The 16,996-nt window shown below is 73.7% G+C and carries 16 protein-coding genes; 12 read left to right on the top strand and 4 right to left on the bottom strand.

Annotated elements, in window-relative coordinates; translation table 11 throughout:
• The first annotated feature begins 186 nt into the window (after nt 1–186).
• Genes hisD through hisF form a run of 8 tightly spaced genes read left to right on the top strand, consistent with a single transcriptional unit; the run spans nt 187 to nt 6,056 of the window.
• The gene (gene hisD, locus EF879_RS16440; protein ID WP_123559537.1) at nt 187–1,533 is read left to right on the top strand and encodes a histidinol dehydrogenase; all 1,347 of its coding nucleotides are present in this window, start codon (nt 187–189) and stop codon (nt 1,531–1,533) included.
• Nucleotides 1,530–2,693, top strand: a complete 1,164-nt coding sequence (locus EF879_RS16435) for a histidinol-phosphate transaminase (protein ID WP_123559535.1) — start codon at nt 1,530–1,532, stop codon at nt 2,691–2,693. The genes hisD and EF879_RS16435 overlap by 4 nt, the downstream gene beginning before the upstream one ends.
• 60 nt (nt 2,694–2,753) lie before the next feature.
• The gene (hisB, locus tag EF879_RS16430; RefSeq protein ID WP_123559533.1) at nt 2,754–3,365 is read left to right on the top strand and encodes an imidazoleglycerol-phosphate dehydratase HisB; all 612 of its coding nucleotides are present in this window, start codon (nt 2,754–2,756) and stop codon (nt 3,363–3,365) included.
• Nucleotides 3,365–3,535, top strand: a complete 171-nt coding sequence (locus tag EF879_RS27690; protein ID WP_199736468.1) for a hypothetical protein — start codon at nt 3,365–3,367, stop codon at nt 3,533–3,535. Before hisB ends, EF879_RS27690 begins: the two co-directional genes overlap by 1 nt.
• Entirely contained in the window at nt 3,535–4,161 is a 627-nt protein-coding gene (gene hisH / locus EF879_RS16425; protein ID WP_123559531.1) for an imidazole glycerol phosphate synthase subunit HisH, read from the top strand. Before EF879_RS27690 ends, hisH begins: the two co-directional genes overlap by 1 nt.
• 13 nt (nt 4,162–4,174) lie before the next feature.
• Entirely contained in the window at nt 4,175–4,501 is a 327-nt protein-coding gene (locus EF879_RS16420) for a hypothetical protein (RefSeq protein ID WP_123559529.1), read from the top strand.
• A gap of 33 nt (nt 4,502–4,534) precedes the next feature.
• Nucleotides 4,535–5,260: a bifunctional 1-(5-phosphoribosyl)-5-((5-phosphoribosylamino)methylideneamino)imidazole-4-carboxamide isomerase/phosphoribosylanthranilate isomerase PriA gene (gene priA / locus EF879_RS16415; protein WP_123559527.1), complete on the top strand. Its 726-nt coding sequence runs from the start codon at nt 4,535–4,537 to the stop codon at nt 5,258–5,260.
• A 25-nt stretch (nt 5,261–5,285) separates the two neighbouring features.
• Nucleotides 5,286–6,056 carry an imidazole glycerol phosphate synthase subunit HisF gene (gene hisF / locus EF879_RS16410; RefSeq protein WP_123559525.1) on the top strand — a complete coding sequence of 257 codons (771 nt, stop codon included), beginning with the start codon at nt 5,286–5,288 and terminating at the stop codon, nt 6,054–6,056.
• A gap of 176 nt (nt 6,057–6,232) precedes the next feature.
• Here the strand turns inward: hisF and EF879_RS16405 are convergent, their stop codons facing one another.
• Complete coding sequence (locus EF879_RS16405) at nt 6,233–6,691, bottom strand: hypothetical protein (protein ID WP_123559523.1); 459 nt, start codon at nt 6,689–6,691, stop codon at nt 6,233–6,235.
• 415 nt (nt 6,692–7,106) lie between these two features.
• Here EF879_RS16405 and EF879_RS16400 point away from each other — a divergent pair, with 415 nt between their 5' ends.
• Nucleotides 7,107–8,564, top strand: coding sequence for a PLP-dependent aminotransferase family protein (locus tag EF879_RS16400; protein ID WP_123559521.1), 1,458 nt, complete (start codon nt 7,107–7,109; stop codon nt 8,562–8,564).
• Between the two features lie 93 nt (nt 8,565–8,657).
• Here EF879_RS16400 and EF879_RS16395 read toward each other — a convergent pair whose 3' ends face one another.
• A complete protein-coding gene (locus tag EF879_RS16395) occupies nt 8,658–10,484 on the bottom strand; it encodes a long-chain fatty acid--CoA ligase (RefSeq protein ID WP_123559519.1) in 1,827 nt (608 codons plus the stop codon).
• Between the two features lie 312 nt (nt 10,485–10,796).
• Between EF879_RS16395 and EF879_RS16390 the strand changes: the two genes are divergently transcribed.
• Nucleotides 10,797–11,159 (top strand): hypothetical protein, encoded by a 363-nt coding sequence (locus EF879_RS16390; protein WP_233604551.1) that lies wholly within the window; start codon nt 10,797–10,799, stop codon nt 11,157–11,159.
• 43 nt (nt 11,160–11,202) lie between these two features.
• Here EF879_RS16390 and EF879_RS16385 read toward each other — a convergent pair whose 3' ends face one another.
• Together EF879_RS16385 and EF879_RS16380 are read right to left on the bottom strand one after the other, a co-directional pair.
• A complete protein-coding gene (locus tag EF879_RS16385; protein WP_123559517.1) occupies nt 11,203–12,156 on the bottom strand; it encodes a terpene synthase in 954 nt (317 codons plus the stop codon).
• Between the two features lie 31 nt (nt 12,157–12,187).
• Nucleotides 12,188–12,817 (bottom strand): TIGR03085 family metal-binding protein, encoded by a 630-nt coding sequence (locus EF879_RS16380; RefSeq protein WP_123559515.1) that lies wholly within the window; start codon nt 12,815–12,817, stop codon nt 12,188–12,190.
• A gap of 160 nt (nt 12,818–12,977) precedes the next feature.
• On the opposite strand from EF879_RS16380, the gene EF879_RS16375 reads away from it, so the two are divergent.
• A complete protein-coding gene (locus EF879_RS16375; protein WP_233604518.1) occupies nt 12,978–15,110 on the top strand; it encodes an ABC transporter ATP-binding protein in 2,133 nt (710 codons plus the stop codon).
• Between the two features lie 64 nt (nt 15,111–15,174).
• Complete coding sequence (locus EF879_RS16365) at nt 15,175–16,956, top strand: ABC transporter ATP-binding protein (protein WP_123559513.1); 1,782 nt, start codon at nt 15,175–15,177, stop codon at nt 16,954–16,956.
• The last annotated feature ends 40 nt before the right edge of the window (nt 16,957–16,996 follow it).

Below are 16,996 nucleotides of genomic sequence, written 5' to 3'. Positions count from 1 at the left end.
TCGCCGCCGACCGGTCCGGCCGTCCGGCCCCGACCATGCATCCCGCGGCCGTGCTCCCGGCGCGTATCCCGGCATCCCGGGCCGGCGTGTGCCCCGCGCCGGCCGGCGGCACCGTGGTCCGGCTCACCGTCCCGCCCGCTGGACGGAGCGGGCCGGCCGGCCGGGACGACGAATAGACTCCCAAGGGTGTTGAACCGGATCGACCTGCGTGGCAGCGGACGGGACCCCCGTCAGGTGCTGCCCCGCGCCCAGCTTGACGTCACCGCCGCGGCGGAGCAGGTCCGCCCGATCGTCGAGGCGGTCCGTGAGCATGGGTTCACCGCGATCCGGGATCTGACGCACCGCTTCGACGGGGTCCTGCTGGACCGGTTCCGGGTGCCGGCCGAGGCGATCGCCCAAGCGGAGTCGGCCCTCGAGCCGGAGGTGCGGGCCGCGCTGGTCGAGTCCATCGCCCGGGCCCGTCGGGTGCACGCCGACCAACGCCGCGCCGACGTCACCACCGAGGTCGTTCCGGGCGGCACCGTGACCGAGCGGTGGGTTCCGGTCGACCGGGTCGGCCTGTACGTGCCGGGCGGCCTGGCCGTGTACCCGTCGACCGTGGTGATGAACGTGGTGCCGGCCCAGACGGCCGGTGTCGGGTCGCTGGCGGTGGTGAGCCCGCCGCAGCCGGAGAACGGCGGCCTCCCCGACGCCCGGGTCCTGGCCGCCTGCGCGCTGCTCGGCGTCGACGAGGTCTACGCGGTCGGCGGGGCGCAGGCGATCGCCATGCTCGCCTACGGCGCGGCGACCGCCGCCGACGGGTCCGACCGCTGCGACCCGGTCGACCTGATCACCGGTCCGGGCAACGTCTGGGTCACCGCCGCCAAGCGGTTGCTCCGCGGGGTGGTCGGGATCGACGCCGAGGCCGGCCCGACCGAGATCGCCATACTCGCCGACGACACCGCCGACCCGGTGCACGTCGCGGCCGACCTGATCAGCCAGGCCGAGCACGACCCGCTCGCGGCGAGCGTGCTGGTCACCCCGTCGGTGGTGCTCGCCGACGCGGTCGACCGGGAGCTGCGGCGGCAGGTGCCGGAGACCAAGCACGCCGACCGGATCAGCACCGCCCTCTCCGGGCCGCAGAGCGGCACGGTGCTGGTGGACGATCTCGAGGCGGGGCTGCGGGTCGTCGATCTGTACGCCGCCGAGCACCTGGAGATCCAGACCCGGGACGCCCGGGAGTGGGCGATGCGGGTCCGCAACGCCGGCGCGATCTTCGTCGGGCCGTACGCCCCGGTGTCGCTCGGCGACTACTGCGCCGGATCCAACCACGTCCTCCCCACCGGCGGCTGCGCCCGGCACTCCTCCGGCCTCTCCGTGCAGTCGTTCCTGCGTGGCATCCACATCGTCGAGTACGACGAGCCGGCGCTGCGGGAGACCGCGGCGCACGTGGTGACCCTGGCCGGGGTGGAGGATCTGCCCGCGCACGGTCAGGCGGTCCTGGCCCGGTTCGCGCCCCGACCCGCCGGCGATTCCGCGGGAGCGTCGGCGTGACCAGCCTCGACGACCTGCCGATCCGGGACGAGCTGCGGGGCCGCACGCCGTACGGCGCGCCCCAGCTCGACGTGCCGGTCCGGCTGAACACCAACGAGAACTCCTATCCGGTCCCGGAGCCGGTGGTGGAGGCGATCGGCAAGGCGATCGCCGCCGAACTGCGCGACCTCAACCGGTACCCGGACCGGGACGCGGTGGCGCTCCGCGCCGACCTCGCCGACTATCTGGGTCACGGGCTGGGGGTCGCCAACGTCTGGGCGGCGAACGGCTCCAACGAGATCCAGCAGCAGCTTCTCCAGGTCTTCGGAGGTCCGGGGCGGAGTGCGCTCGGCTTCACCCCGGCGTACTCCATGCATCCGCTACTCGCCACCGCCACCGGCACCGCGTGGCGGGACGGTCGTCGCGGCGCCGACTTCACCCTGACCGTCGAGCACGCCGTGGCGCAGGTCCGGGAGTACCGTCCCGACCTGGTGTTTCTCTGCTCACCGAACAACCCGACCGGTACGGCGCTGGACCCGGCGGTGCTCGCCGCGGTGCTGGCCGAGGCTCCCGGGATGGTGGTGGTGGACGAGGCGTACGCCGAGTTCGCCCGCCCCGGTACGCCCACCGCGCTGGCCCTGCTCCCCGACCATCCCCGGCTGGTGGTGACCCGGACGATGAGCAAGGCGTTCGGCTTCGCCGGCGGGCGCCTCGGCTACCTCGCCGCCGACCCGGCCGTGGTGGATGCGGTGCAGTTGGTCCGGCTGCCGTACCACCTCTCGGCGCTGACCCAGGTCGCGGCCCGGGCGGCGCTGGCCCACCGCGACACCCTGCTCGGCACCGTCGCGGCGATCGTGGAACAGCGGGACCGGATCGTGGCGACGCTGCGGGCCCGGGGCTGGAGGGTGGCCGACAGCGACGCGAACTTCGTGCTCTTCGAGGTCGGTGGCGACCAGCGGGTTGCCTGGCGGGCACTGCTCGACCGCGGTGTGCTGGTCCGCGACGTCGGCCTGCCCGGCTGGCTGCGGGTCACCGCCGGCACGCCGGCCGAGACCGACGCCTTCCTGGCCGCCCTGGACGCCTGGGCCGCGTCCGGCGCCGGCCCGGCCGCGTCTGCCGGTCCGGCCGTAACCGCTGGTGGTGCGCCCGCCGACCGGTCGGTCGGGCCCGGTCCCGGGTGATGCCGACCCGGCCCGCCCTGGCATGCTGAACCTGCGCCCTCCCCAACGAAAGGTCCTACCGTGAGCAGAACCGCCCGGGTCGAGCGGACCACGGCCGAGACCAAGGTCTTGGTCGAACTCGACCTCGACGGCTCCGGCAACGCCGAGATCGCCACCGGGGTCGGGTTCTATGACCACATGCTGCACCAGATCGCCCGGCACGGGGGTTTCGACCTGACCGTGCAGACCGTCGGCGACCTGGAGATCGACGCCCATCACACCATCGAGGACACCGCGCTCGCCCTCGGCACCGCGTTCGACCAGGCGCTCGGGGACAAGGCCGGCATCCGGCGGTACGGCTCGGCGACGATTCCGATGGACGAGGTGCTGGTGCAGGCCGCCGTCGACCTGTCCGGGCGGCCGTACGTGGTGCACGACGAACCGCCGCTGGCCCCGTACATCGGTCCGGTCTATCCGACCAGCATGACCCGGCACATCTGGGAGTCGTTCGGCCAGACCGCCCGGCTGACGCTGCACGTCTCGGTGCTGCGGGCGGCCCGCCCCGGTGGCCACCCCGACGCGCACCACGTGGTGGAGGCGCAGTTCAAGGCGGTCGCCCGGGCGCTGCGCGAGGCCGTGTCGATCGACCCGCGATCCGGGGGCGCCGTTCCCAGCACCAAGGGACTGCTCTGATGGAGGCGGTGCTCCCGATCGCCCTGTTCGCCCTCGGCGGGACGCTGATCGGCGGGGCCTGGTCGCTGCACCGGCAGGGCGCGCCCCGGGGGGCGCTCTGGCTGGTCGGCCTGCTCGCCGTCCTCGCCACCACGGGCGGGGTACTCTGGCTGATTCCCGGGGACTCCTGATGACCGCGCCGAGGGTGGTGGTGCTCGACTACGGCTCGGGCAACCTGCGCTCGGCCCAGCGGGCGGTGGCCCGGGCCGGCGCCGAGGTGACGGTCACCGACGACCTCGCCGCGGCGGCGGCGGCGGACGGGCTGGTGGTCCCCGGGGTCGGTGCCTTCGCCGCCTGCATGGCCGGGATCGAGGCGCTGAAGGCCGGTCCGGTCATCGCCGAGCGGGTCGCCGCCGGCCGTCCGGTGCTCGGCATCTGCGTCGGCATGCAGGTGCTCTTCGAGTACGGCGAGGAGCACGGGGTGGTCACCAAGGGGCTCGGCCTGCTGCCCGGCGGGGTGACCCGGCTGGCCGCCCGGCGGGTGCCGCACATGGGCTGGAACAGCGTCGACGCGCCGGCCGGCTCGACCCTCTTCGCCGGCCTGCCGGCCGGCTCGCGGTTCTACTTCGTCCACTCCTACGCCGCCACCGACCTGACCGCGTTGGCGTCGGCCGGTGCGCTGGCGGCCACGGCCGAGCACGGGTCGCGGTTCGTGGCGGCGGTGGAGCGCGGGCCGCTGTCGGCGACCCAGTTCCACCCGGAGAAGTCGGCCGACACCGGCCGGCTGCTGCTGACCAACTGGCTGGCGACGCTGTGAGGGGAGGCCGACGATGAGCCGGGAACGGGCCCGGCGGCGGGCCGCCCGGCTCGCCGAGGCCGAGCGGGCCCGGGCGGCGCGGGCCCGGGCCGTGGCGCGGCGCCAGCGTCGCCGGGCCCTGCTGCGCCGCCTCACGCCCCGGCTTCCGGACCGGCGTACGGGGCGGATCTTTCCGCGGCGCAGCCGGGGCGAGCGGGCCGGGGTGGCCGTCCTCTCCCTGGTCGCCCTGGGTGGTATCTGGCTGCTCGTCGACGACCTGGCGCTGCGGCTGGGCCTGATCGTCCTGGTGCTGCTGGCGTTGCCGGCCGTCGTGGTGATCGCCCTGGGCCGGCGTACCTGACCATCCTCCGCCCGACTCTTCGAGGAGATCACGTTGAGCCTCACCCTGCTCCCCGCCGTCGACGTCGCGAACGGCCAGGCGGTCCGCCTGGTCCAGGGCGCCGCTGGTAGCGAGACGAGCTACGGCGACCCGCTGGAGGCGGCGCTGGCCTGGCAGCGCGACGGCGCCACCTGGATCCACCTGGTCGACCTCGACGCCGCGTTCGGTCGGGGGTCGAACGCGGAACTGCTCGCCGAGGTGGTTGGTCGGCTCGACGTGAACGTCGAGCTCTCCGGCGGGATTCGGGACGACGCGTCGTTGACGGCGGCCCTGGCGACCGGGGCGGCCCGGGTCAACATCGGCACCGCCGCGCTGGAGAATCCGCAGTGGTGCGACCGGGTCGTCGCCGAGTACGGCGACCGGGTGGCGATCGGGCTCGACGTGCGCGGCCGTACCCTGTCGGCCCGGGGCTGGACCCGCGACGGCGGCGACCTCTTCGAGGTGCTGGAGCGGCTGGACAAGGCGGGGGCGGCGCGGTACGTCGTGACCGACATCACCAAGGACGGCACGATGCGCGGTCCCAACCTCGACCTGCTCCGTGAGGTCTGTGCCCGGACCTCCGCTCCGGTGATCGCCTCCGGTGGCGTCTCCACCCTCGATGACCTCCGGGCGCTCGCCGCCCTGGAGCCGATCGGGGTCGAGGGCGTGATCGCCGGCAAGGCGCTCTACGCGGGTGCGTTCACCGTCGCCGAGGCGCTCGCCGTGCTGGCCGAGGCGTGACCCGCGCGCCGGATAGGCTCGACGCATGACGGTGGCGGTACGGGTCATCCCCTGCCTCGACGTGGACGCCGGCCGGGTGGTCAAGGGGGTCAACTTCGTCGACCTGCGGGACGCGGGTGACCCGGTGGAGCTGGCGGCGGCGTACGACGAGGCCGGCGCCGACGAGCTGACCTTCCTCGACGTCACCGCCTCGTCCGACGACCGCGGCACCATGCTGGAGGTGGTACGCCGTACGGCCGAGTCGGTCTTCATCCCGCTCACCGTCGGCGGTGGTGTCCGGCAGGTGGCCGACGTCGACCGGCTGCTGCGGGCCGGCGCCGACAAGGTCGGGGTGAACACCGCCGCGATCGCGCGGCCGGAGCTGATCACCGAGATCGCCGAGCGGTTCGGTCGGCAGGTGCTGGTCCTCTCGCTGGACGTGCGGCGGTCGCCGGCCGGGGTCACCACGGCCAGCGGCTTCGAGGTGACCACCCACGGCGGCCGGCGCGGCACCGGTCTTGACGCCGTCGCCTGGGCGGCGCGGGTGGCCGAGCTGGGTGCGGGGGAGATCCTGCTGAACTCGATGGACGCCGACGGCACCAAGGCCGGGTTCGACCTGGAGCTGATCGAGGCGGTGCGTCGGGTGGTGGACGTACCGGTGATCGCCAGCGGGGGCGCCGGGGCGGTGAGCCACTTTCCGCCGGCGGTCGCCGCCGGGGCCGATGCGGTGCTCGCGGCCAGCGTGTTCCACTTTGGTGAGCTGAGCATCGGCGAGGTCAAGGACGCGCTCCGTGCCGCCGGCCACCCGGTCCGCTGATCGGATCGGGTGGCCGGCGTGACGCGTGGTCCGGCCTGGAGCGGCTCGCTGGTGGGCTGGGGTCCCGCGCCGATCGTCGTGCCGGTGGTCGCCCGGACCGCTATCCGGGGTCGGCTGGCCGGGTCAGCCGGCCGGGCGCCGCGCCGGCGGGGCGGGAGACATCCGGGGAACCCGGGCTACCCGCTGTTCTCCGGCGAGCGGCGGGGCGTCGGCAGCATGAACCGGGCGGCGTACTCCTGCACCGCCGCGGCGTGCTCCTCCTCGTCCAGGACCCAGTCGTAGTTGCCGGGGGCGTGCCGCCGGGTCAGCACCCCGTGCATCGTCTCCACCACGGTGCCGACTCCGCCGTGCGGTCGGGTCCGCCAGAGGCGTTCCCCGGCGGACGTGACCCGGAACCAGCCGTCCGAGACGGTGACCAGGCCCGCGCCGACGAGGCGGCGTATCGCCGCCTCGATCTCGTGCCGGGCCGGGATGGCCCGGTTGAGATGTTCAGCGGTGGAGAGCACGTCGGCGAGGCGTACACCCTCGGGTCGGCGGGTGCGGGCCGACCGGCGGTGTTTGCCGGCACCGCCGGCGATGATCAGCGAGACGAAAATCCAGGCGTCGGACCACCGCCATCCTCCCTCATCCCCCATGGGAGAGATGATGCCGCGTCCCGTCCGCTGCCGGAAAGGTCGCCAGGCGTTCATTCCTCTCCGTTCCGGGGATTCACTGTCCACTAGGGACAGTCCGTGGTGGCATGGTGGCGGTGGGTTCGTCGGGTGCCCCGGTGTGGGTCCGCGTCGCGGCGTGGGTACGGCGTCGGCCTGGTGAGTCGTGCGCGCCGTCTCGGCCGGGCCGGCGGTGAAGGCCTGATCGTCGACACGCCTCTGACGCCGTGGCGCACCAGCCCGGCGTAGGGCCGGAGGAGCCGGCGAGGGAGCCGCCGATCGCCGGCCCGGCGCTCCCGGGCGGGGTACCGGGGGAGCCTGTGGTTGCCAACTGGTGCCGTGCATGCCACTCTGAAGGCCAATCCTCGGGATATGACGATCCGATCCGGGAGATGTGGCGATGAGTGGCCTGATCCGTGGTTCCCATCTGGCCCGCATGCTCGGTCAGTGGCATGCCCTACCCGGGCGGCGCCGCGATCCCGACTACGCCGCGCTGGCCGGTGCCGTCCGCGGACTCCTCGCCGATGGCCGGTTGCCGCTCGGCGTACGGCTGCCGGCGGAACGGGAACTGGCCGAGGCGCTGGGGATCAGCCGGACCACGGTGACCGCCGCCTACCGTACGCTCAGGGAGACCGGGCACATCACCAGCCGGCGTGGGGCCGGAAGCTGGACCACCCTGCCGAACGGCCACCGGGTGGGCAGCACCGGCATGCTGGCCCCGCTGGACGACCTCGACGTCATCGACTTCGCGTGCGCCGCGCTCGCGGCCCCGGTCGAGCTGACCGACGCCGCCCGGGCCGCTGTCGACGACCTGCCGCGCTACCTCGGGGGTGCCGGGTACCACCCGACCGGCATCGTCGAACTCCGGGCCATGATCGCCGCGCGGTTCACGGCGCGGGGGCTGCCGACCTCCGCCGAGCAGATCCTGGTCACCAACGGGGTGCAGCACGCCCTCGACCTGGTGCTGCGGCTCGCGCTGCCGGCCGGGGCGGGCGTGCTGGTCGAGTCGCCGACGTATCCGAACGCGCTGGCCGCCTTCGCCGCCCGGCGTGCCCGGATCACCACGCACGGCCTGGACGCCGAGGGCGCGGGCTGGGACGCCGACCTGCTCCTCGGCGGACTGCGGCAGACCCGGCCCCGGCTGGCGTACCTGATTCCCGAGTTCCAGAACCCCACCGGCCACCTGATGCCGACCGAGCTGCGCGAGCGTGTGGTGGCGACCGCCCAGACCACCGGAACGGACCTGGTCGTCGACGAGTCGTTCGTGGACGTCGCGCTGGACGGGGTCGAGATGCCGCCGCCGACCGCGGTCTTCGACCGGCACTCCCGGGTGTTCACGATCGGCGGTATGAGCAAGCCGTACTGGGGTGGGCTGCGGATCGGCTGGATCCGCGCCTCCGCGCCGCAGGTACAGCGGCTGGCCGCGGCCCGGGTCGGGGTCGACATGGCCGGCCCGGTGCTGGACCAGCTCGTGGCGGTACGGCTGCTCGCCGAGCGCGAGACGATCGTCGCGGCCCGCCGCGCCCAGCTCACCGCACAGCGGGATGCCCTGCTGGCCGTGCTCCGGGACGAGCTACCGGCCTGGCGGGTCCGGCCACCGCAGGGCGGGGTGACGCTCTGGGCGGAGCTGGACGCGCCGATCGCCAGCGCGCTGGCCCGGGCCGCCGAGCGGGTCGGGGTGCGGATCGCACCGGGGCCCCGGTTCGGCCTGGACGGCACGCTGGAGCGGTTTCTCCGGCTGCCGTTCACGCTGCCCCCCGCCGAGCTGACCGAGGCGGTACGCCGGCTGGCGGCGGTCCGGTACGACCTCGACCGGGCGGACCGGCCGTTCTGGCGGGAGCCCGCCGTCATCGCGTGAGGCGGCGCCGCTGACGGTACGGTCCCGCGGCCGGCGAACGGCGGCCACTGCCGCGGCCGGCCGGGTCGGCCGCACCGGGTCGCGGCGGCGTCCTCAGAGCTGGGCCAGGGTTCCCTCGTACATCTTCTCGATCTCTGCGGCGAAGTTGGCCTCCACGACGTTCCGCTTGATCTTCATCGAGGGGGTCAGCTCGCCGTCCTCGACGGTGAGCTCCCGGGGCAGGACGGTGACCTTCTTGATCGTCTCCCACCGGTTGAGCCTGGTGTTGAGCTGCGCGACGTAGCCCTCGACCATGGCGCGTACCTGCGGGGAGGCGACGATCTCGGCGTACGGCCGCCCGGCGAGCGGGCCGCCGGCGGCCCAGGACGTGATGCCGTCGGGGTCGAGGCTGACCAGCATCGTGCAGTAGTTGCGGGCCTGGCCGATCACGACCGCCTGCGCGGTGTACGGGCACAGCGCCTTGAACATGCCCTCGATCGCCGACGGGGCGACGTACTTGCCGCCGGAGGTCTTGACCAGGTCCTTCTTCCGGTCGGTGATGGTCAGGAAGCCGTCGGCGTCGAGCGTGCCGATGTCGCCGGTGCGGAAGAAGCCGTCCGGGGTGAACGCGGCCGCGGTCTCCTCGGGCAGGTTGTGGTAGCCGCGCATCACCGGTGCCCCGCGCAGCAGGATCTCCCCGTCAGAGTCGATCTTGCATTCGAGATCGCCGAGGCACTGGCCGACCGTACCGATCTTCAGCCGGCCCGGTCGGTTGACGAAGTTGCCGGCACTGGTTTCGGTCAGGCCGTACCCCTCGAAGATCGGCAGGCCCGCGGCGGCGAAGAACGCGGCGATCTCCTTGCTCAGCGGTGCGGAGCCGGAGACCAGCACCCGGATCCGGCCGCCCAGTCGAGCCTGGAGCTTGCTGAAGACCAGCTTGTGGGCGACCGCGTAGCTGATCCGCAGCCCGGCGGAGACCGGCTGGCCCGCCTGCTCCCGCGCCACCTTGCGCTTGCCGGTCCGCACCGCCCAGGCGAAGATCTTCGCCTTCGCGGCGCCGCCGGTCTGGGCGGCCGTGACGGCGCGGTTGTAGACCTTCTCGAAGATCCGGGGGGCGCCGCACATCAGCGTCGGTCGGACCACCCCGAGCAGGTCGACGAGCTTGTCCAACCGGCCGTCCACATAGGTGGGAAGCCCCACGTGGATCACCCCGCAGAGCAGGGTCTTGCCGAACGAGTGCGACAACGGGAGCCAGAGGTACTGCAGGTCCGTGGGGCGGAGGATGTCCAGGTCCGCCTGGGCCACCCCCTCCCAGCACCAGCCGGCGTGCAGCAGTTCGACGCCCTTGGGGCGACCGGTGGTGCCCGAGGTGTAGATCAGGGTGGCCAGGCGGTCCGGGGTGATCTCCTGGACCACCCGGTCGATGAGGTCGGGCTCGCGTTCCAGGGCAAGCGTGCCCTGTACCTCGAGGTCGGCGAGGGTGAGCTGCGGGGGAGTCGCCTCCGGGTCCGCGGGACCGTCGATGAGCACCACGTGGGTCACCTCGGGCAAACTCGCCCCGGCGAGCTTGGCGGCCTGCGCGGGGTTCTCGGCGATCACGACCTTCGAGCCGGAGTCCGCGATGATGAAGGTGGTGTCCTCCGGATCGGTCGTCGGGTAGACCGTGGTGGTCGCGCCACCGGCGCACATGATCCCGAGGTCGGCGATGACCCACTCGAGCCGGGTGTTGGCGACGATCGCCACCCGGTCCTCGTGGTCGATGCCCAGGCCGCGCAGTCCGGCGGCGATCGCCTTCGCGCGCTGGCCGACCTGGGCCCAGGTGAGCCAGACCGGACCGGAGTCGTCGGGGGCGGGGTGGCCGAACGCGTTCCGATCGGGGGTGGCCGAGACCCGTTGGAGGAACATGTCAGGGATGGACCGGTAGGGGACCTCGAGAGACATGGCGGGGGCAGCCTCCGGATATCGTCGCGTGACGGGGGTCACGTTAAATCGCGGTTACCGAAGGGTATTGGCTGTTCCCGTGGCTCGGCTAGTGCCGGTTCGTGCCGGGGCGGCCCGGCCGGCCGGTCAGCTCGGCCGAGGCGCGGCGCCGGACCTGGCTCTTCGTGCTGATCAACTCACGGACGGTGGATTTTCCGGGAGTGGCAAACCCGGATTTTCCCGGTCCGTCTCTAAGCTATCGGGGCGTCGGCGGGGCGGCCGGTGGTGCGGCCCCGGGCGGACGGGTTGGGCGTGGGCGAGAAAGGACCCTTCATGGACGAATTCGGTTGCGGCGACGCGGCACCCGGGCACGTCATCCACCTCCGGGTCGCCGTACCCACATTGGACGCCGCCACCGAATTGGCCGCGATGTTGACCGAGTCGCTGGCGTTCCTTCCGGAACTCGACGCCGGCGAGGTCACGGTCTCGGCCGAGGACGCGCAGCACGAGCGGTACCGGGTCTTCTGCGACCGCCTCCTCGTTGGTGGTGGCCGGTGCGGGGAGCGCGAGGGGCACGACGGCCCCTGCGTGCCGGGCGCGCGCGGCACCGGCGTACGGGAGTGGGGCACCGACGCGACCACGCCCCCGGGCCCGGGGCGGCTCCGGGCCGGCGTGCCGGTCCAGGCCCGGGCGTAGCCCGCGCCGTGCGCGACCCAGCGTCACCGGGCCGCCGAGCCCGTCAGTGGTAGCGGCTCGCGTTCAGCGACCAGTCGTAGCTGCCCCGGATCCAGCACCGGCGGGCGGTGACGAAGCGCACCGTCTCGGCGTCCGCGTCGACCAGCAGATCCGCCTCCACCCGCAGGTACGTCCGCAGCGCGGCGTTGAACCGCTCGACCGCGTCCGCGAGCCCGGACCGCTCCGGGTCGGCGGTCGCCCGGTCCAGCACCACGATGAGGTTGTGCCCGTCGCCGCCCTGCTGGTGCTCCTTGTCGTACGAGACGATGTCGTTGCACCAGCAGACGAGGTCGGTGGCGAGATCGTCCAGGGTGGACACACTCGGATCGGTGCGGCGAACCCCGTCGCCGGTGGCCCCGTACGCCAGATCGGTCAGGGTGAGGCTCGGCCGGACACCTCCGGTGTGTCGCCGCATCTGGAGGTACTCGGCCACCGCCGGGACCCGTGCCCGCTCCCGGTTCGCCGCCTCCCACAGGAGGGCGAGCAGGTAGTCGCGCATCTGGCCGGTGAACCGGAGCAGCAGGTGCGGGAGGTTCTGCCCGCGGACCCGCCGGCACAGGTCGTGCAGGGCGACCCCGGTGGGGCCGGCGACGGCGGCCAACCCCGGCGGCGCCGGGCCGCCCAGCAGGTCCAGGACGTCGAGCAGTCGCCCGACGACCGGGGCGAGCCGGGCCGGATCGCGGCCGAGTCCGTCGTCGTCGCAGGTGTCGTCAAAGGCGAACAACCAGGTGAAGAGGTCGGTGAGCAGGCGGAGGTGTTCCGGCTGGGCGTCCGGGCAGGCCCGGCCGGCCAACTCGGCGGCGTTGGCCCGCACCAGCCGGCGCAGGGCGTCCTGGGTGGCGACCAGACCGAGGTCGGTGGCCCAGCGCAGGGACTGGTCACCGATCTCCCCGACGTGGCCGCTGAGCCGGGCGGGGAAGGGTGGGCTGGTCAGGGACTCCGCGGCGATGGCGCGCATCCTGCTCCTGTCGCTGCACGGCTGGCGTGGGTCAGACCCCGAGCTGCGCGGTCCGCAGCCGGTCGGTGAGTGCGGTCGGGCCCACCACCTGGACCCGGGCGACCCGCTGCCGGCCGAAGAGGAACATCGTCAGCTCGCCCGGCGAACCGACCAGCCGGACCTGCGACCCGCCCGCCCCGGTGGCGACCTCGCCGTGGTCCGGCGCCTGCACCAGCAGCGCGGCCGGGAACCGGCGCAGCGACATCCGGGCCAGGGTGGGGATCCGTTTCCAGAGCGCCGACTGCTGCCCCTCGGGTAGCTGCCGGGGCTGCCAGCCGGCCTCGGCCCGGCGGACGTCCTCGTGGTGGACGAAGAACTCGGTGAGGTTGGCCAGCTCGTGGAGTGGCGGCAGGCCCAGCGGACTCCACCGGGGCGGTCGCCGGACCAGCTCGACCAGGTCCGGGTACGGACGTGCCGCCATCGCCCGCCGGACCCGCTCGGCGTGCCCGGCCACCGGCCGGAGCAGGATCCCTGCCGCCGCGTCCGGCCGGCGCTCCCGCATCACCAGGTGGGCGGCGAGGTCCCGGGTCGACCAGTCGGGGATGATGGTCGGTGCCTCCGGGCCACGGTCCAGGAGGAGATCGGCGAGGGCGTGGCGCTCCGCATCCGCGTACCGGGACATGTTGTGATCCTAGGCGTAGTCCCGTACGGCCACGCCGAGCCCTGTGACGGCCGACACAATCTCCGTCCGGACCGGTTCCGGTCAGCCCGTCGGTTCGTCATGGCGGCGTCCGATCGGTAAGGATGATCTGGACTACAGAGACTTACGGCGGGGGACGACTGTGGCGGGCAGGACAAGCCGCGACGTACTGATCAGAGGAATCCGGATCCTCGGCTACGCCATCCGGGACGAGCCATGGGTCTTCGCCGCGGGGACCGCCGGCAGCATCGTCTACAGCCTGCTCGTCGTCGCCAGCGCGTACGTCGTCGGCGCCGTTGTCGGCAGGGTGGTGGTGCCGTCGTTCGAGCGGGGCGAGGCCGACCTCGGCGTGGTGCTGCTCGGGGCGGGCGCGCTGCTGGCGGTGAGCCTCGGTCGGGTGCTGGGGATGGTCGGCCGGCGGATCGGTGCCGGCTACATGCAGTACCGCCTCCAGGCGCGGTACCGCCGCCGCGTCACCCGTCGCTACCTGGAACTGCCGCTGGCCTGGCACCACCGGCACGCCACCGGGACCCTGCTCTCCAACGCCAACTCGGACGTCGAGGCGGCCTGGTTCCCGATCGCTCCGCTGCCGTTCGCGGTCGGCACGCTGGTGATGCTGGTCGCCGCGATGGTGTCGCTCTTCGTCACCGACTGGGTGCTGGCCCTGGTCGGGGTGGCCATCTTTCCCGCGCTCTTCACGCTGAACGTGGTCTACTCCCGGCGGATGGCGCCCCGGCAGGCCCGCGCCCAGCAGATGCGGGCGCAGGTCAGCGCGATCGCCCACGAGAGCTTCGACGGCGCGCTGGTGGTCAAGACCATGGGCCAGGAGGCCCGGGAGACGGCGCGGTTCGCGGCCCAGGCGGGCGAGTTGCGGGACGCGCTGATCGCCGTCGGCCGGCTCCGCGGCCTCTTCGACCCGATGCTGGAGACGCTGCCGAGCCTCGGCACCCTCGCCGTGCTCATCATCGGCACGGTCCGGTTGCGGCAGGGTGCGGTCAGCATCAGCGAACTGGTCAGCGTCGCGTTCCTCTTCACGGTGCTGGCCTTCCCGGTCCGGGCGATCGGCTGGGTCCTCGCCGAGCTGCCCCGCAGCGTCGCCGGCTGGGACCGCCTGCAGACGGTGCTCACGGCCACCGGCCAGATGCCGTACGGCGACACGAGGCTGGACGTGGACGCCGAACGCCCGGCCACCCTGGTCTTCGACCGGGTCAGCTTCAGCTACCCACCGGCGGCGGAACCGACCCCGACCACGGTGTCGGGGGAACCGGCGCCACCGGCCGCCGAACCCGCCGCACCGGTTCCCGCCCCGGCGCCGCCGGACTCGGCCCCGACCGGTGCTCCGGCACCCGCCGGCACGCCCGTGCTGCACGAGGTGTCGTTCACCGTCCCCGCCGGACGGACGGTGGCGCTGGTCGGCCCCACCGGTTCCGGCAAGTCCACCATCGCCTCGCTCGCGGTCCGGCTGGTCGACCCCGACGCGGGGAGGGTGACGCTGGACGGGGTCGATCTCCGATCGCTGACCGCCGACTCCCTCTCGACCTCCACCGCCCTCGTCGCGCAGGTGCCGTTTGTCTTCGACGACACCATCCGGGAGAACGTCACCCTCGGCAGGCCCGGCATCACCGACGACGACGTCTGGGCCGCGCTGCGGCTCGCCGAGGCCGACGGCTTCGTCGCCGCCCTACCCGACGGCCTGGACACCGTGGTGGGGGAGCGGGGCGCCTCGCTCTCGGGTGGCCAACGTCAGCGGCTCACCCTTGCCCGCGCGCTCGCCGGCCGACCGCGGCTGCTGGTGCTCGACGACGCGACCAGCGCGGTCGATCCGCGGGTCGAGGCGGCGATCCTGGCCGCACTCCGCGGCGACCGGACGTCCCGCGCCGAGACCGCCGGGACCGAGGGAGCCGGGCACCCACCGGAGGCACCCCCGGCCGACCCGGCAGCAGACGTGTCACCGCATGCCCCGGTGGGAGCCGACCCGGCTCCGGGCGAGGCCGCCGCGGCGTCCTCCCCGCCGGGGAGCCGACCCGAGGGCTCGTCCGAGGTCCGGGTGCTCTCGCCGGCCACATCGATCCTGGTGGTGGCGTACCGGCGGGCGACCATCGCCCTCGCCGACGAGGTGGTCTACGTCGAGCACGGGCGGGTGGTCGGCCGGGGTACGCACCAGGCGCTGCTGGAGAGCACCCCCGGGTACGCCGCCCTGGTCACCGCGTACGAGCGGGCCGAGGCGGAACGGCAACGCGAGCGGGACACGGAGCGGAGCGAGGTGAGGGCGTGACCGGACGGACCGGCCGGCGCGCCGGCATCGCGTACGGCGCCGATGGGCGCGGCGAGGAGAGGGCATGACCACGACGGCTTCCCCCGCGACGGGGGAGAGCACCTGGCGGACGCTGCGCCGCGGCCTGGCGCTCTCGCCGGAACTGCGGACCGGGCTCGCCGGCACCCTGGGGCTGGCCGTGGTGTCGATGGTGGGCCGGGCCGCGGTGCCGGTCGCGATCCAGCAGGGCATCGACCGGGGGCTGCGCGCGCCGGGCGGCCCGAACCTGGACGTGGTGGCGACGGTGGTGGCGACGACGGCCGCGGTCCTGGTGGTGACCACGCTCTGCGGCTACCTGATGATGCGCCGGCTTTTCACGGTCAGCGAGACCGCCCTGGCCGGGGTGCGGATCCGGGCCTTCCGGCACGTGCACGACCTCAGCACGCTGCACCAGCAGGCGGAGCGACGCGGGGCGCTGGTCTCCCGGGTCACCAGCGACGTGGACCAGATCACCCAGTTCCTCCAGTGGGGCGGCGTGATCCTGCTGATCAGCCTGGGCCAGGTGGTGGTCACCACCGTCGTGATGCTGGTCTACTCCTGGCAGCTCACCCTCGTGGTCTTCGCCGCCTTCGCCCCGGCCGTCGTGGTGATCCGGCTGTTCCAGCGGCGCCTCGCCGCGGCGTACGGCCTGGTCCGGCAGCGGATGGGGGCGATGCTCGCCGCGATCTCGGAGAGCGTGGTCGGCGCGCCGGTGATCCGGGCGTACGGCGTCGCCGCGCGGACCGCCGCTCGCCTGGACCAGACCATCGACGGACAGCGTCGTGCCCAGCAGCGGGCGATCCGGATCAGCGTGACCAGCTTCTCGACCGGGGAGATCGCGGCGGGTCTGGCGCTGGCCGGGGTCGTGCTGATCGGGGTCTGGCTGGGGGTTGGCGGCTCGATCGGCATCGGCGAGCTGACCGCCTTCCTCTTCCTGGTCACGCTCTTCATCCAGCCGGTGCAGATCGCCACCGAGGTGCTCAACGAGGCGCAGAACGCGATCGCCGGCTGGCGGCGGGTCCTCGACGTCCTGGACGTGGTACCGGACGTGGCGGACCCGGGCGAGCAGGGCCTCGACCTGCCGCCGGGGCCGATCGACGTCCGCTTCGTCGACGTCAACTACCGCTACCCCGGCGGCCCGCCTGTGCTGGTCGACGTCACCGTGGATATCCCGGCCAAGACCCGGGTGGCGGTGGTCGGGGAGACGGGCAGCGGCAAGACGACGTTCGCGAAGCTGCTCACCCGGCTGATGGATCCCACCAGCGGCCAGGTGCGGCTCTCCGGCGTACCGCTGGATCGGGTGCGGTTCTCCTCGCTGCGCTCCCGGGTCGTGATGGTGCCGCAGGACGGCTTCCTCTTCGACTCGACGGTGGCGGAGAACATCCGGTTCGGCCGCCCGGAGCTGACCGACGAGGATCTGGAGCGCGCGCTGGGCGAGCTCGGGCTCGGTGACTGGGTGGCGGGGCTGCCGGCGGGGCTGGCGACCCCGGTGGGGGAGCGGGGCGAGGCGCTCAGTGTCGGGGAGCGGCAGCTGGTCGCGCTGGCTCGGGCGTACGTCGCCGACCCGGATCTGCTGGTGCTGGACGAGGCGACCAGCGCGGTCGACCCGGCCACCGAGGTACGGCTCCAGCGCACTCTCGACGCGGTGACCCGGGGTCGGACCACGGTGGCGATCGCGCACCGGCTCTCCACCGCGCAGGCGGCCGACGAGGTGATCGTGGTCGACAAGGGGCGCATCGTGCAACGCGGCCCGCACGAGGAACTGGTCCGGGATCCGGACTCGGTCTACGGCCTGCTCTACGCCTCCTGGCTGGAGCAGACCCGGTGAGCCGGTGCCGGTGAGCGGGGGCCGATCGGGGCCGATGGAC

This window comes from Micromonospora sp. HM5-17 (assembly GCF_003762835.1).
Classification (GTDB): Bacteria; Actinomycetota; Actinomycetes; order Mycobacteriales; family Micromonosporaceae; genus Plantactinospora.
This window is presented reverse-complemented; position numbering and strand designations above follow the sequence as displayed.